The 16,264-nt window shown below is 52.0% G+C and carries 8 protein-coding genes and 1 tRNA gene; 3 read left to right on the forward strand and 6 right to left on the reverse strand.

The genetic code is table 11. The features are described from left to right. Positions 1–37: 37 nt before the first annotated feature. Entirely contained in the window at positions 38–2,275 is a 2,238-nt protein-coding gene (locus HUU59_08710) for a T9SS type A sorting domain-containing protein (protein ID NUO19513.1), read from the reverse strand. Positions 2,276–2,665: 390 nt separating this feature from the next. Between HUU59_08710 and HUU59_08715 the strand changes: the two genes are divergently transcribed. Further along, positions 2,666–2,738: transfer RNA gene (locus HUU59_08715), tRNA-Phe, on the forward strand. Between the two features lie 607 nt (positions 2,739–3,345). Here the strand turns inward: HUU59_08715 and HUU59_08720 are convergent. The 3 genes from HUU59_08720 to HUU59_08730 all read right to left on the reverse strand — a co-directional run bounded on the left by HUU59_08720 (position 3,346) and on the right by HUU59_08730 (position 8,541). Further along, positions 3,346–5,007, reverse strand: coding sequence for a hypothetical protein (locus tag HUU59_08720; GenBank protein ID NUO19514.1), 1,662 nt, complete (start codon positions 5,005–5,007; stop codon positions 3,346–3,348). A 96-nt stretch (positions 5,008–5,103) separates the two neighbouring features. Continuing rightward, positions 5,104–6,684, reverse strand: a complete 1,581-nt coding sequence (locus HUU59_08725; GenBank protein NUO19515.1) for a T9SS type A sorting domain-containing protein — start codon at positions 6,682–6,684, stop codon at positions 5,104–5,106. Between the two features lie 696 nt (positions 6,685–7,380). Then, positions 7,381–8,541: a hypothetical protein gene (locus tag HUU59_08730; GenBank protein NUO19516.1), complete on the reverse strand. Its 1,161-nt coding sequence runs from the start codon at positions 8,539–8,541 to the stop codon at positions 7,381–7,383. A gap of 439 nt (positions 8,542–8,980) precedes the next feature. Between HUU59_08730 and HUU59_08735 the strand changes: the two genes are divergently transcribed. Continuing rightward, positions 8,981–9,349, forward strand: a complete 369-nt coding sequence (locus HUU59_08735; GenBank protein NUO19517.1) for a response regulator — start codon at positions 8,981–8,983, stop codon at positions 9,347–9,349. A gap of 95 nt (positions 9,350–9,444) precedes the next feature. Here the strand turns inward: HUU59_08735 and HUU59_08740 are convergent, their stop codons facing one another. Further along, positions 9,445–12,456 carry a S8 family serine peptidase gene (locus HUU59_08740; protein ID NUO19518.1) on the reverse strand — a complete coding sequence of 1,004 codons (3,012 nt, stop codon included), beginning with the start codon at positions 12,454–12,456 and terminating at the stop codon, positions 9,445–9,447. A gap of 71 nt (positions 12,457–12,527) precedes the next feature. Here HUU59_08740 and HUU59_08745 point away from each other — a divergent pair, with 71 nt between their 5' ends. Further along, positions 12,528–14,429, forward strand: a complete 1,902-nt coding sequence (locus HUU59_08745) for a glycosyltransferase family 39 protein (GenBank protein ID NUO19519.1) — start codon at positions 12,528–12,530, stop codon at positions 14,427–14,429. Here the strand turns inward: HUU59_08745 and HUU59_08750 are convergent. Further along, entirely contained in the window at positions 14,371–16,218 is a 1,848-nt protein-coding gene (locus HUU59_08750) for a hypothetical protein (GenBank protein ID NUO19520.1), read from the reverse strand. The two genes, HUU59_08745 and HUU59_08750, sit on opposite strands and share 59 nt — an antisense overlap. Positions 16,219–16,264 lie beyond the last annotated feature (46 nt).

The raw sequence follows: 16,264 nt of genomic DNA on the forward strand, positions 1-16,264 counted from the left end.
CACCGGGGGGCTATTTGTAAGGGAGATCGGAAGTCCCTTATTTCAGGAGCATCATCTTCTTCATGTCAGTAAACTCAGCCGTCTGAAGACGATAGAAGTACATTCCGCTCGGTAATCCGGTCGCATCAAAACTAACCGTATACTTTCCGGCATCCTGACGTCCGTTGACCAAGCTTGCAACCTCACGTCCCAACAGGTCGAATATCACAAGAGAGACATCTGTGGCACTCGCCAGTTCAAATGCGATCTCTGTCGTCGGATTGAACGGGTTGGGGAAATTTTGGTGCAACGTGAATGTTTCGACAGTCGTGTTTACCGGTTCAACATGCCCGCTGACTTCCGCCACAGGCATTCTGTTGCCGTTTAGATCTATCGTTACAAGTCTGTAACGATAGCTTAGGCCTTCCTCCACATTCCGGTCGGCAAATACGTATTGGTGCGTACTGACGGACGTTCCCGCACCCGCGACAAGATCACCCGCACGAAGCCAGCCGGAGCCGTTCCAGCGCTGAACCTCATAGGCGTCATTGTCTTGTTCTGAAGCAGTGGTCCAGCTGAGCAGCATATGTCCGTTGATGCTGGTCGCTGTGAACGAAATCAGTTGAACGGGGAGCTGCAGATCGGCGATAATGTAATCTTCCGTTTCGCCAAGAATATCGTCTACATAAGTCTGTGCCGAACTGCAGTCCAGGAGATCACCTTCGCGTGTCGGAGTCTCGCCTCCGCAGGAAAGCAAGCGGAATCTCAAATGGCCGTCATAGCGTCCGAACTCGAGCGTGCCTGGATCCAGGAAGCAAACTTCCGTCGTGAACATGGTATTCGGACCTTCTGCATAGTAAAGGTAGCCGGGGATGATGCACTCGCTTGCAGTGAAGTCACCGAAGCTGAATTCATCATCGAAGTCGCAGTCAAGATTTCCGTCTTTCCACGCCCACAGGTACAGAGGTGTTCCAGGCAGATATGAGGGTCCGGTCGTTATGGCTACTTCAACACAAACTGTTTCACCGGGCATCCACGAGCCGCCGGGATTATCTTCCGGCAAGAAGAATACACCGTCGTCACATATGTCCGCGTCAACTGTATTCGGAAACTGCTCATGAGTGACACACTCGCCCAACCACGCTATCTGCTGTTCGCTTGCGAATACTGCATTGGCAGGTCCGCCGCTTTCAGGAGTATTCGTCGGATAACATGGCTGTTCCTCCTCATTCAGGTTGGGAAGGTCGCCAAGATCATATCCATCCGGACCCGGAGGGATCTGACGGCATGACATGTACACAACTAGTTTCGATGACCATATTTCAGTCGCCCAGGCGCATTGATCAGAAAAAGCGTCAATGTCCACAAAGACCTCAACCTCACCGTCTTCGAGATCACCAAGCGAAACAGGGAATTTGGTCTCTGACAATGAAAGGTTGTTGCCGGGTTCCACCCACGGATTTAAGATGCCAGTCGGAAAGTCATCACTGTCAATCCAAACTTCATCCCACTGGCAACGTGAAGCGTCACGAGACGGATCACCTTGACCGCAGTAGTCATTTTCATACGCGCAAATGATGACACATGCCGAGTCGATCGTGAAATCCTGACACTCAATACCTTCAGTGCTGAAGAAATGACTCCAGCCGAAGTCCTGATTGTACCAATTGTAATAGCCAAAACCGACCCACTCGCCGTCTTCATTTGCAGAGCTTTCCTGACACGGCACTCCTTCCGTAAGCCAGGGTCCGTTGTAGTTCGGTTCCGACGAATTCGCATCCACCGTCTCAACAAAGATTATTGAGTTGCCTTCGAACGTAAGACCGTCCTCCAGACCGATGGATCCGCACGGAGAGTTGCAGGCATTGATGTAAAGCTGCATTTCGCCGTCACCTTCCACCGTAAGATAGTAGGTGCCTTGCTCCAGCCAAGCACATTCAATCTCCCTGTACGAACCCACTAAACCGCGTGGAAAAAGCTGTTCACCGTCACAGCAGCCGGACAGCAAGTAAAGCCATCCGCTTTCACCGTCGGTATCAAGACTGATGCTGTAAAGCCCGTTCTCTTGTACGAGCAGTTGAAAAGTCTGATCACCGGATGGTCGGCGGCCACAGTTGCTTTCATCATCAACATCAATGTAGAAGTCATACAAGAAATCATCCGTCTCTGAGTTCAAATTGAACTCAGCAGAGGCTGAACATTCATCCAAACTTCGCGGACCGCTTCGGCCATCCGCCCACGCATGTGATGCTGTCATCACTGCGAGGATCATTAACATACATTGCAAGAGTTTCACATGCTCCTCCGATCCTATCTATTTCACCAATACAATATCTCTTTTGAAATCTGTTGCGCCTCCGCAACAATCAGCTGACCAAAACAAAAACCACCGATTCAACTCTTATATTTACAAAATCTTGCGTTCTTTGTCCGAGAAATTCGTTATTACATATAAAAGTATATCCCCGCTCACCTATCCGCAATGATTCCAGAACACTAAGACCGACATGTCCGGGTCTCTTACCCTAACTCATATTGTTGTTATTCTGACACTTGTGCTTAATATAGTTGGTATGGTCTACGTCTCACCGGACCGTTAACTTATCACTGGTGTCGTAACCAACAACAAGCCAGCTTTTCCGCTTGACAATTGCCGGGGTGTTGATTACATTGCGGTTTCCTTTTCGGCGTCTTAGCTCAGATGGTAGAGCAACGGACTGAAAATCCGTGTGTCCCCAGTTCGATTCTGGGAGACGCCACCTCAAAGCCTGTCACCTCTGTGATGGGCTTTTCTCTTGCAAAATGCAATTGCCCCTGTTTGCACCGAACCCCGCACCGCCGGGAGATTCGGCTGGTGCGGGGTTCAAAAAACTTTCCACCTCGGATGACCGGCACGTACAACTCCCGTTGTTACGTTCCAAGCCTAATTTAGCCTCTGAAACAGGGCAAAGTCAATTCAAAACATTGTCTTACGAAATTTTTGTGATGTCAATTCCTTCAACACCCGCATCCTTCTTGTTTCCTTACACTTCACGGCCTTCAGTGTTATGTCCATCCTCATAACACCTTTCAGTAAGTCTGCAGAGAGAACTAAAGTTTCCAGAACGCCATGCCTCCGATCAAGCACATTGCCTTCTTCGCGTAGAATTCACTGCAACAATTTATCAGCTGATTGGTCTTATCATTTGTAGGGGGGATAAATCATTATAAGTAGCATTGGTGGAGATCCGCCAAGGCTTTATCAAGAGCTTGCTTGGCCTTTTGCGCGATCTGACGCGGGACCCATGATCGCAGGGAGCCAAAGCAATAGAAACCCCCGACAATGACACCGGTCGGGGGTTTCGCCATTTCATGCCTTAAGTCTAATTAGCGTCGCGCCATGATGGGTAACTTGGTGATATGCGGTGGAGGCGAGGAGTGAAAAAGGCCCCCAGGAGGGTACATTCTCAAAGCTCCATGATAGACTTCAAATTGCGCCACTTCTAGTGATTGTTCATTAGGCAGCACACGGTCATACGTTTCGACCTGAACGCCGTTCACTAGCCTCACGTTGAACGGCATCTGCGACAAGCCGTTGCCGCAATCTGACCACCAGTCAACCCAGATTGAATACTCGCCGTCCGGAGCAGTCTGCCAAAAAATATTCTCAGGTGTTCCGTTCTGATAATTTCCGCAGAGATTGTCCCGGTCAAGAGTTCCACCGGTTGCTGTCGATGCATTGCCAAAGTAACATCGTTCGCCGGATGGTTCATAGACCCATAGGTCTAAATCAATCGAGGCCTCGCTGAACCACTGAAGTGTCACTTGTACCTCTCCCGTCCCAACGGGGACAGAAGGCTCCGGTATACAGCCACAGGTACCGTCAACGGGTTGCGGGATCGACCCGTCCGTGATGAAATCGGTCCATTCCGCAACACAGTTTCCTCCACCCTCCCATTCGCGTGCCGCAGGTTGATTTATAACCACCGACCGCGACTGTCTCTGCCACACTCCGTTGCTGCCCAATCGCTGCATACAAATGGTGTAGCTGCCTTGCGGCAGAAACCAACGCCCGTTCTCTTCCCAGCCGAATGCGCTGTTCGCGTAGGCGATGTTTAGCCCGTTTTGCGGAACAAACAGCTGGTCACGCAGCGGATAGGTCAACAAGTAGTTCTCCACACAAAGCTGCACCCAGTCGGCATTCCCCGCATCCACTTGCACACAACCCCAACCCTGCGGGTCGAGGCCGCTGGACGTCGAGGCCGCCGCAAACCATGTCGAAAGCTCGTACGTCTGCGCCGTGATAGAATGAAATCCTGCGTCGTATACACCGCCGAAACTCTCAAGCTCTGAGGTCGTCGGATTAATCCGGTATAGCGTGACTTCACGGTTTTCGACATTTGCGTTGTCCAGCAACGGAAGAGTCAGCTCCAGTGGATATCGGAATACGAAGCCTCCGGGTGTGAAGCGATAGTAGTTGGAAACACGTGTCTCGCCCTGCGGCGGCTGAACGGTCGCGGTGGTATCGCGTGAAATTGAAAAAACCATCGTCGCAACGCGATTCTCTTCGTCGAGCGGCACCGCGCCTAACGGGATGCGAAGCTGGGCCCCATGACGGGTACGGATCACCCCATTGTTGTCGGAGCGAAAGACTCCTGTCGCCACATCCGCGTTTACCACATCAACTCGCTGCTCGTCCTCACCGGACCTCCCGACATTGTCGTATGCAACGACACGAATGTCATATACTCCATCGCCAAGTGTTTCAGTGTTCCATTCCCATGAGCTTGACGGACTGCCCGCGCCTGGGTTCGGGTCGGTGTACAAGGCCTCATCCTCCACGAAATACACAATCCGATCCAACGCATTCCCGTTCGCATCGTGGCCAAATACTTCAACAGTAACAGTACCGCTCAGTTCGCCGCTGCCTGATGGGGTCAGTATCGTAACTGTCGGATTTCCGACCGTCGGTTCGGTGGATTCCTCTTCACAGGCCGTGATGAAAATCAACAGCAGCATCGTGCAGAGTGCAAGAGTGTTGCCTGACATAGTCGCTCCTCATAGTTAATCACTATGAATAGAGCAAAGACCGTGCACAAAAAAGGACGACCAGGTGGCCGTCCTATAACTTATTGCAGAGGCAATCTACTTTATGAGCGCGAGCTTTATCACCTTGGAGGCACTCCAAACGCTGTTGCCGGTAAGCCGTGCGAAATAGGTACCGCTTGCAGTGGCCAAGGCGTCCCACTCGATCGTGTACGAACCGGAGGATCGCGATTCGTTGAGCAGGTCAGCAACCAGCCGCCCCTGGATATCGAAGATTTTCAATTCCATTTCTTGGAGCCTTGCAGTCGTGAACTCAATTGTCACCCGCGAGTTGAAAGGGTTCGGAAATGCGCGGATAGAAAATTCCTCGATCACCTCTGGACTACTGTCCTCCACTGATGTCACAGTATCTTCGAGCCATGGCACAAACAGCATTGAACCTGTTATCGTATCGCCCAATCCTCCTGGATTCTCAAACTCATGATAGGGTCCGCTCGGGTCTCCCCAGTAGTTAGAGCGGGCATCAGCCGGAGGATAAAGTGACGCCGCATAGCCGCAATCTTCCCAAACATTATTCCGAAGTGTTAACGGCGACGGCTGAAACGGTGAACCTGATCTGATGGATGGCAATCCGTTCTGCGCGTCACGAATAAACCGGTTGTTCTCAATGAGTGCCGGAAAGAAGGGAACGACAAAAATGTCGTCAACCGTTTGATTTGAGGAACACTCTGTAAAGGTATTACCGCTGATAAGAATACCTCGACCCTCAGCATTGCCTTGTTCAATATAGACAGTCCCACGCGGCGTCAGCAATGAGTCTGCTCCAATACAGTGCGTGAACGAGTTATTGACGATTTCTGCGGAATCTCCTATTGCAACTTGAAACTCAAGCACACTTTTGCTATGAACACAATCAACGAAGACATTGTCCGAAAACCGGATGGTACCGTTACCCATGTCAACTATACTCTCGTCCCAAATCGATCGTGTTACTGCAGGCCCAAAAGTGCAATTGGTCACGACATGATTTCCGGACCAACAGTAAAGTAGACCGGCGGATCCCTCACTTGTAAAATAACACGAATCAATTGTGGACTCGCTTGATACTACCATTGAACGGCTCCTGTCTGTTCCGCCGCCAACAAAAGTACTCCCGATTGCACGCAATCTATTGCCTCTGCTTATTCTCACGGTGTAGTCCGTGTTGCCCCAGAACATGCTATTCTTAATCGAAACTAATGCGTCGAGGCTATCACGATCGAAGACAAGGCCATCAACGGTTGAGTAGACCGCGCAGTTTTCCAAGGTTATGCCACGACCAGTACAAACAATCCCTTTTCTTCCCACGTTCTGAAATTCGAAGTTCTCGACCATTGCAAGTGAATTGTCCGGAAAACGAAACACCGGTGTTGAATCCGGTGTTTCAAGTATAGTAGGATCAATCAACGGACGAAAATACCCTGTGGAATCATCCGACAACTCCCCAAGCATTACAAACTCAAACGGCGGTGCCTGCAAATTTTCTGGGTAAACACCGATATGTACAAAAAGTGTATCCCTCTCGCCGATTTCGTCCAAACCTGATTGTACGGTTGGCACATCATCGGGTACAGTTATCACTCTTCCTTCGATACCTCCGCTGAAGAGCGGCAAACACAGCAGCAGAAAAGGAACTCTCACTAATCACAGCTTAATTGCGACTTCGAAATTATGCCCCATGCTTCGCAATCGTACTGTCCTCCGCAGCAGGTCTCTCCATCAACCTCGTTGCATGGCACTAAACAGACTGATAAATAATACGTCCCCGAAGAAGTAGGAGTCCAAGAGGCGCTGTCGCAATATTCGACCTCTTCACACTCTGCTTCAGTGTTTAACTGAAACAACGGAGTGCCACTCATGTCGGTTATCTTTACACACGCGGCACAATGAGCATTGTTGGTACCGTCACAATCTGTATAAGCCTTAATCCAATAAACATCGGTCGGACATACTATTGTGAATTGCGTTCTTGGACAATTCGTCGCCGTCGCGCATGTTGATGTGCTTACGCATGTTGTGTCCTTCTGAGTCGCATATAGATTGCAACCCGGATCGTCCGTTTGGCAAAAGCCTGTTGAACACAATGCAAGGAGCATTCCCGCAATAATTACCTTCTTCATCGCAACCTCCAAAACGTGAATGAACGCGCTACGAAAACCACTTCGCAACTGGGTTGCTATCATTATTTCAAAAAAAAAAAGTCAAAGTCAAGCCCTGTTATCTTCAGGAAGCCCCAGGTTTGCCTGAAGTGTATGTTTTACAGACAGTTCTTTACCACAAAAGAAACCGGGCGGCATCGCTGCCGCCCGGCCAAATGTGCGTTACGCTTTAGGCGAATTACTCTTTGTCGAAGTTGATCTTCACCGAAGCACGCGTGAAAATCATGTCGGTATAACCAGATACGAAGTTCGGGCCATAGCCGAAGAACGACGGATGAACAAGCAAGTCGGCCTGGAAGCGATTCCAGCGCGTCGTCGCACCAACATAGGTGCTCGTGATGCTGCTCGACCACTCCGGTTGACCAACCACGGATTCCCACGTCGCGCCAACCCAGTCACGCTCGGCGCCGAAACGGCCCCACAGCCACGGGAAGATCTCGGATTCAACACCGATTCTCCAGAAGATGTCCATTTCGGAATCGCTGGTTTCCTCGCCACCATCCGGCTTCATCGTCTCACTGATACTGCGAAGACCGAGCTCCGAAATCACCAGCAAGTTTTCCTTCGGCGTCCAGTTGTTACCAACGCCCAGACGGAATGCCGTCACGCCGTACTCATTGGAGGCATCACCCATCTTGGTGTTGTCCGTGTGCATGCCGAGAGCAAGGCTCGGGATAATGGAGTACGTTTCGCTCGCTTCGTGCCAATAACGGCCAGCCAGCATAATGTCGCTCGCGCCATCGGCCTCGGCAAGCGTTGCGCCGCCATGGTCAACGGTGTAACCACCCGTGCGGAATCCCAACGACACGTCGAGCTTCTCTTCCATCGCAGTCAATCCAAGCATCAAGCCGATTTCGCTGTACGAATCGTCGAAATCGCCGCCGTCTTCGTTCGTCTTCAAGCTCTTGCCTGCCCAATGCAGATTCACACCGATAAGCATGTCGTCGCCCATCGGACGGCCATAGGTGATGTTCAGCTTGTTGTAGCCGCCCGGAACGTTGTCAAGATCCGAAAGCTCGTTTCCTGCAAGCATGCCGTAATTGCGGTGGTTCAGCTTGTCAAGAGCAAACTGAAGTACTGACGACTCCGTGCCGAAGTCGTAATTCACGTAGGCCTTCTGAAGATCCCAACCATCGTGGGTATAGAATTCCATACCCGACTGCATTCCGTAGTGCTTCACTAACTGCGGCCACACTGATGAGTTGTAGGCATCACGCAGAATGAAATTGGCGTCCTCGCCACCCAATCCGATCACACGGGTAATGGTGGCGTTCGACGTGGCCGGCAGGACTACAACTGCCAGCAGCAATGCGACAAACAGTGTCTTACGAAGAGTCATGTACTTTATCTCCTTGGTTTCCCTTTGCGGAACTTGCGCAAATATAGAACAATCTAAGCCGAAAAGCAAGTCATTTCTCTTGAATTGCAAGGATTTAGACCTCTGCAATTCCCTTGAGAGACAATACCTTATGAACGCCTTCGACTTGTGTAATGTTTCACGAAGTTCCTTCTAACTTCATGTTCGGAAGGTTGAAAAAACCATGAAAATACTCAACTTATCAACATATCCACAATTCTGTCGCTGTTCGTCTACATTTGTGTTAGATTCGTATTACTCCTCCTTGCTCCTACCACCCGTGAAGAGGTCTAACCCTTTCTTGATTCCCAAGTTAGTCCTCTCTTCTGCTCCGATTGCAGTCCGGCAGACCCGGCACGGCCTTTGCGGACAGATGTGAAAGAAATTTCGCTCCTTTGCCGGGAAAATGACAGGAACAGAAATGCTTAAGTGCTTGGTTGTAGATGATGATAGGAGCATGCTCGAGATGCTCGCGCAGTGCGTGTCGGATTTGGGATATGAGCCGATTCTTGCCGAGGATGGTGACCAGGCCTTTCTGGCATTTGAACAGCACCGACCCTCGCTGGTAATTTCGGACATTCATATGCCGAATCGAAACGGTCTGTTGCTATTGAAAGACATCAAGGCCAGCGACGCTGCGACACCGGTTATTCTAATTACCGGCTGGGTGCACTATAAGGCCGCCATCAACATGGCACCACCGCGGCCGGATGCCTTCCTGGAGAAGCCTTTTTCGCTTGACCAGCTTCGCCACGCCATTGAAGGTGTCAGGCTAAAGCAGACTGCCTGAGTTTTGCGAGTAAGCCGCCCCGCGAGAGCGGCCTCGATATTAAAAAGCCCGGTGCGTTGACGCATCGGGCTTTCTTTTGTCAAGACAGTAACTCCCTATTTCAGAAACAAAATCTTGCGCGCGGCGACCGTGCTGCCATTTGCCTCCATCCGCACAAAGTATATTCCTGTCGACAATCCTGTCGCATTGAAATTCACTGAGTGGGTCCCGGCTTGCACGGTTCCGTCTGTTATCACTGCCGTTTCGCGCCCCGTCACATCATAGAGCTTCAAGGTAACTGCGCTCGATTGCGGGACTGTGAAACGGAAGGTCGTCTGCGAGTTAAATGGATTAGGATAGTTCTGCATCAGAACGAAGTCGCGGGGCACCACACCCGGACCATCATCGGCAGATTCATAGACATCCGTTGTGAAACGGATTGCCCGGCCCGCACGCACCGGAGCCGCTCCAGCCGCGTAAAACAGTTGAAATGCGTACTGCAATCCGTCCGTCCCGCTTGCATTCTCAATTCCGATAGATGTCTCAAGCCTTCCCTGATAGTCCTCAAAGTGAATCTCTATGACACTATTTCCAAGATGGTCACCGTTAAACGCCGGGTCGTAAATATGCACCTGGAAAGTCGCACGCCCGGTTTCAAACCACTCCGGCACATCCTCCCATTGCACTATCGCACGATGATTCTCAGCGTCATAATGGTAATAGACTCCGCCGCCAAGCTCCGGACGGTAGTCCTGCCAAAACACTGAGATGTAATTGTTGGGAGCATCCGGTGCCGGAATTGGCCAACGGCTCCAATCCTGACTGCACGGCGTTCCGAATTCAACATGCCCGTTGGCGCTGATGTTAATCTGATTCGTTTGCGCACCGTAGAACTGTAAATTGAATGGGAGCGTCCGACTGGCACAGCCGTCACCCGAGATATTCAGATTGTCCCCAAGTCCTTCTGAAAGCTCCACCCAGTCGAACAACGGGCCGCCGAAGTCCAAGTCATCATAGGCAATGTACCCGTATTGATCAGGCAAAGTCGGACCTGCGAGGCGCGAACGTTCCAATTCAGCGGGAACCGTGTTTTGACCTGCCTGAAGAGATGGCGTTATGGACAATCTCTCAAACATCTCGACATTTTCGCCGATGATGAATTCATTGATTCCGCTGTACATCACGGGAAAGGAAGCGATTCCCTCGAAATTGGTGAAGGTCTCTTGACCGCTAAGTTGGTGCCGGACTAAAACATCCTGCAACAAGACTTCGTCTCCGTCTGTGACAACGACTGATACGCTGGCATCGGCGGCGAGACTCAAGGTCAAATTTCCGTCATCCACTTGACCCGCGATGATGTTGATATTACGCAGTACGGTCTGATAGCCAAATTTCTCATATGCTCCGGTATATGTCCCCGGCCGCAGGAATAACTCGTAATTCCCGTTTGCATCTGTCCATACCGGCTGTGCGCCTTCGACCGTAACTCTCACGCCCTCCAGCAAGTCACCGCTTGGCGATTCCGACACGGTTCCTGCAACAGAGCCGAGCGTATCGTCCCCGCGCTGTATCGCCGACAGCAATCTAAGCTTACCAAATCCCCATGTCGTATCCGGACCCGCGTCACCCGCATCCAGAGCACCGTTTACCAAGACCAGATAGGCTTCCTCGGGTGTAATCCCCGGAAATGCAGAATAGATTACAGCCAATGCTCCACCGACATGCGGCGTCGCACCGGACGTGCCGTTGATACTCGAGCAACCGCATGTCGAAGCGACAGCATCCACAACCGTAGGTGCGGTTATATCTGGCTTCAGCAGTCCATGTTCACCCGAGGCATACGGATAATCTTCAAATTCCTCAGGATACTCGCTCGGTGTTCCCTCCGGACCACACCATGGCACTCGTGGATGAACACAAATATCTTGTCGAGACCATGCTGAAGGACCGATCCCGCTGAAGCTTCCATGCGTACCATTGGCGTTATATGCTCCAACTGCGACAACTGAACTCACCCCGCCCTGTTGATAGTGACCGGGCGTCATTGCGGGTGGTGGACAATCTGACGGAGCAGATGTAGAAAGCGGACGTGGATTGGATAGGCCATCATTGCCGGTGGAGTTCGCGTGAATGATTCCTGCCGCCAATTCCATCTCCGAGACCCAGCGAAACCCAACGCGATTCGGACATTCGCGCAGATTTGGGCTGTTGCATTCGCTTTGCTTGAAACTCAAGCTCGCTGAAATAACGTTGGCACCATTTTCAAGTGCATATTGACTCGATTCAAACACCGCTCCCTGCGTCAAGTAACCGAGTAGAACCATCAGCGTAGCTTGCGGAGCAACAGAAACGGTGTCACATGTTCCTGTGGTCGGATTGGAGCTGATGACTGACCCCGTGCGGGTTCCATGCCCGTTGTTGTCACTCACCGTATTCGTGTTGTCGTCAAAGTTCCAGCCGTTAAAATCGTCAATGTAACCGTTCCCGTCATCGTCAACGCCGTTTTGGTCGGCACCGTCCAATTGCCCGTCATGGTTGACATCTTCACCGAGATTCATCCAAATGCGATCTGCGAATCGGGCGCAGCCAGCAAAGTTAATTCCTGAGTCCTTGTGCCCGACAATAACACCCTGACCACGAGCTCCGAATTGACTCCAAACTTGAGGAGCGCCAATTTCGGCAACACCCCAACCGGTGTCAAGCGTATTCTCATATACAGGGTCATGCGCAACATAAATGACTTCCGGAAAATCGCTTGCCAGCTTGATGAGCACGTCTTTGGTTGCCGTCAGACGAATCGCATTCATTATCCAAAGCGGCCTTAGCAACGAAACGTCACCTGTCTTTGTGAAGCCTTCAAGATATTTCATCACATCGGAGCTCATCAGAGCAAACCGCTCTTTCAGGACGCGCACCACGTATTCGCGGCGTGGTCCCATCGGCAGTTGTTTCGCCTCCGGATATACCTCATCCATCGATAGTTTCGAGTCGAGAAATACGATAACCGCGATTTGGTCTGTGGCACTCGCAGATGACAAAATGTCGGGCAAGGTCGGAGACAGTTCGGCGGCTCGGGCTGGCATCAGCGCGGCAGCACAAATCATTAGGGTGAGTAGGGCGAGTTTCATGGGAACTCCCTTCAAGTAGATGAATGTTCCGGCCAATGGAATATGCGAACTGAGATTCATATATTCAGGGTATGCGAAGTCTTGTTTCTGACCGTTGGCTCTGGTTAATCCTTGCCGGCGCGCTTACCTTGCGCGTTTGGCATCTTTACTTTGCATCCGGCAGTCCGACCTTCTGGGCTCCGGCTGTGGACCCGTTGTGGTATCACGAGGCCGCAACAAGGGCCGCCTCCGGTGAATTCGGGCCATGGCCGCTCTTTCGTGCGCCGCTTTATCCGTGGCTCTTAGGCTTCGTCTACGCCCTTGTGGACAATGACCTGCTGTGGGCCAGACTGCTCAATCTTATTCTGCAATTGGCGACACTTGCAATCCTGTATCGTGTCGTTCACTGTTATTTCGGATCCCTCGCCGCACGCATCGCCGGAGCGTTGTTCGCCGTGAACGGCATGGTCATTTTCTTCAGCGCCGAAATTCTCTCGACCAGTCTCGAAATGCTGATGGCCGTATTGGCAGGTTGGAGCACACTTGCTCTGCGAAAATCCCCTTCGCTCAGGCAGGCACTCCTCTGCGGAATTGTCTGGGGGCTTGCTTCGATTACCAGGCCGAACTTTCTACCGGTCGCACCGTTTGCTTTTGCCTTTGCCCTGTGGCCGCTGTGGAGGCCGCTGTCAGCTCGAATCGCTATCGCAGGCCTGTTCGGGCTCTCTGTGCCCATTGCGCCGATAACACTGGCCAACTGGACAATGGGGTACGAGCCCGTCCTCATCGCCACCCAAGGCGGGGTCAACTTCTGGATTGGCAATAACCCTCAGGCAGACGGCATAGCGTCCATTTTGCCCGGCGCAGACCGGTTTTGGACCTTGGAGGAGGCGAATGCCATGGCAGAGCGCGAGACTCGCCGCGATATGGGCCCCGGCGAAGTCTCCGACTTCTACTATCAGAAGGGTCAGGAATTCTGGCTTTCCGAGCCGGTTACCTCTCTTAAGCTTATGGTACGAAAGACCCTGCTGTTTTTCAACCGCTTCGAAGTCTCAAATAACAAACACATAGCCTACTTTTCAGGGCAAACACCGGGCCTTAGCCTGCTTATTCTGCTGAATTTTACACTTTTGCTTCCCTTAGCCGCCCTGTCCTTGTACAGACGCGAGGCAAGGCTGCTATGGGGACTGGTGCTCGCTTATGCCGTCAGTGTCATCCTTTTTTTCATCGCCAGCCGCTTTCGAATGCCGATTGTCCCGTGGCTTTGCACACTCGCAGGCGCTGGAGTTACGACCTACCTCTCCCTTGGGAGAGCACTGCGCGCACGAGCGGCAGCAGTTGCCCTTACGTTTTTTATAATAGCTGTAATCAACCCTTTCAATGCGCGCGAAGCCAACGTCGGCGCAGCGCATTACATGGAAGGGAATGCTTACCTTGCACTTGGCAGACTTGATGAAGCGCGGAAGAGTTTCACTCTTGCTCAAACTGATCCTGGCTCCCGCGAATTGGCACTACTGAATCTCGCTGTTGTCGAGCAGAAGTCGAACAACCTGAATCAGGCACAGGCAATTTTACTTGACTTGCTCAAACAGAATTCACAGTCTGCACCGGCATGGAATAATCTCGCCGTGGTCTTTGAGGCCAAGCAGGACACAGCCAGCGCTCTTGATGCCTATCATCGCGCATTGCATGCCGATTCGTCACACGAAGATGCCCGAACCAACCTCGCGCGCTTGCTTCTTGAACGAGGCAAGCGCTTTCTCCGCGATGGCGACGCGGCCTCCGCACAGCTTCCGCTGAAAGAGTGTGTCGCACTTATCCCCTCCGCTCCGGGTTACTACCACCTCGCGCTTGCGTTCGGACAGAATGCACAGGAAAATGCGGCCCGTGAAGCCCTCGCCCGCGCCCTCCGTATCGACCCCGCCTACATTCCCGCGCTTAGTTTGCTTCAGCAGCTTGAAGCCGGTCGCGAAGCGCCTGCGCGGGTCTCAGAGTAGAATCAATCTCGAGCGCACGCTCGACAGCCTTTAGAGCATCGTAATTCTTCCCCAACCTTGCCAGCGCAACCGCCATGTTGTGATGCGCCTCTGCGCGATTCGGATTCAGGCGGACAATATCGTTCTGCAGAAATAACGCGCGTTTGTTATCTCCCGCCTGAGTAGCTCGTCCTGCCTCCTTCTCAAGCAGAGGAATCCACTCCGGATCCGCTCGGTTCATCACAATCTGATACAATCTCCATTGCGAACGATACAGATTGCCGCAGTTGACCAGCGTCATCTTGTGCGGCCACACCGGCTTGTTGTTTGGAAACGTTTTAATCAGCAAGCTGTCTGATGACATCAGATGCAGCCACACGCTATCCAGGCGCAGCTCGTAGAATTGAACGAACAGGCTTTTTAGCTCATCGCCGCTGGAGGCTACAAAGAACTCCGTGTTATCCCACAAGCCTGCGAGATCAATTGCCTGAGACCGCGAGGTTGTCACCAACGGGGTCCCAATGTGCGGCAGCAACCGTTCCTCATGGTCGCGTGACTCCACCATGCGGGCGTACACGACAACACCGGAGTGAATGCCTTGAATCAATGACAACAAAACAAGCGCGTTAAACGCCGTTGACCTGTGCAGGTTGGCCTTGTACAAGGCGATGACAAACAACGGCGCGGCAAACAGCAGCAGTCGCGGTCCCCAGTGCACTCCGGTTGATTGCGGCAGCAGAAGGATTCCCACTGCGAGCGCGGCAAACGCATAAGGCATTGCCTTGGTTCGCCATGCATCCCGCTTCGTTACCAGCCACAGCATCCACGGCATTGCGAATGCAATGGAGCCTGTTGATAACATCGCGAAAGGCGGATAGCTGCGCTCCCAGACCACTTTGACTATCATGAACGCGTACACCGATACGCCGAGCCAACCAAGAAGCCGGAAAACGCGTGGAGTGCCTTCTTTATCTAGAACGAAAAGTGAAACAAGCAGAATTGCAATCAGAATTCCTGAGACATAGAGATTTGGACCGATTGAAAAAACCGTATCTATAACAGCCGTCACGCGAGTGCTGAGCGACCAGTCCGCGTGACTTCTATTCAAGAGAACCTGCCGGAACACCTCATCTGTCCCTGCCCACATAATAAGAGTGCCAAAACAAACGGCGCTTCCCGCAAGGAGAAGCATGCCTTCCTTGATTCTTCTCGTATGTAACATGTAGATCATTCCCGCAAGCAGGAGTAATCCATGTTCAGGCCTCAGCATTGTCGCCGCCGCAAGCAAAATTCCGCAGACGGCCGCCAAAGCCGTGTGAATATGTTCTTTACAAAGCAAAGCGATCAGCGCGATCGTCGAGAGGCAAAGCGCAAATCCATGCTCCCACGGAACAAGCCCATAGAATGTCAACGGCAGCAGCACGAATCCCCATGCAAGTCTTGCAGCGAAGAATGTCCACCCAACACCGATGGCGATTATCGCCGTCACGACTAATAACGCCCGACGAGAGAACTCCCCTTCGATACCGGCAAGCATTCTTGAAAAAGGAGAAAACCCAGGCGCAACCCCATTTTCTATTCGCTCCGCAAATGGCTCGACAAACACCGGATAAGCAGCAGAGTTGGAAAGTTTCCCACGAAGTGTGTCATCCGGAATCGGACTGCCGAACATTCCTTGCCCGCGTGTTGCGGATATGGACTTGATTCCATCATCAATCGTCCAATAGCCCGTCGGCTGCCAAACCGCCAGGCCCATCAACACCACCGACCAGAGGATGATCAGATTGCGGGGAGAGTGTTCATTAAACATGGTTAGAAACAAGAGCCGCGGGACGTCTGTTCCGCGGCTCCAGTGT

The sequence above is a fragment of the bacterium genome, assembly GCA_013360195.1.
Lineage (GTDB): Bacteria > Electryoneota > RPQS01 > RPQS01 > RPQS01 > JABWCQ01.

Excerpts from the sequence above, each read along its gene's own strand:
- HUU59_08730 (NUO19516.1), bottom strand. The coding sequence starts at position 8,541 with ATGACTCTTCGTAAGACACTGTTTGTCGCATTGCTGCTGGCAGTTGTA.
- HUU59_08740 (NUO19518.1), bottom strand. The coding sequence starts at position 12,456 with ATGAAACTCGCCCTACTCACCCTAATGATTTGTGCTGCCGCGCTGATG.
- HUU59_08735 (NUO19517.1), top strand. The coding sequence starts at position 8,981 with ATGCTTAAGTGCTTGGTTGTAGATGATGATAGGAGCATGCTCGAGATG.
- HUU59_08745 (NUO19519.1), top strand. The coding sequence starts at position 12,528 with ATGCGAAGTCTTGTTTCTGACCGTTGGCTCTGGTTAATCCTTGCCGGC.
- HUU59_08720 (NUO19514.1), bottom strand. The coding sequence starts at position 5,007 with ATGTCAGGCAACACTCTTGCACTCTGCACGATGCTGCTGTTGATTTTC.
- HUU59_08750 (NUO19520.1), bottom strand. The coding sequence starts at position 16,218 with ATGTTTAATGAACACTCTCCCCGCAATCTGATCATCCTCTGGTCGGTG.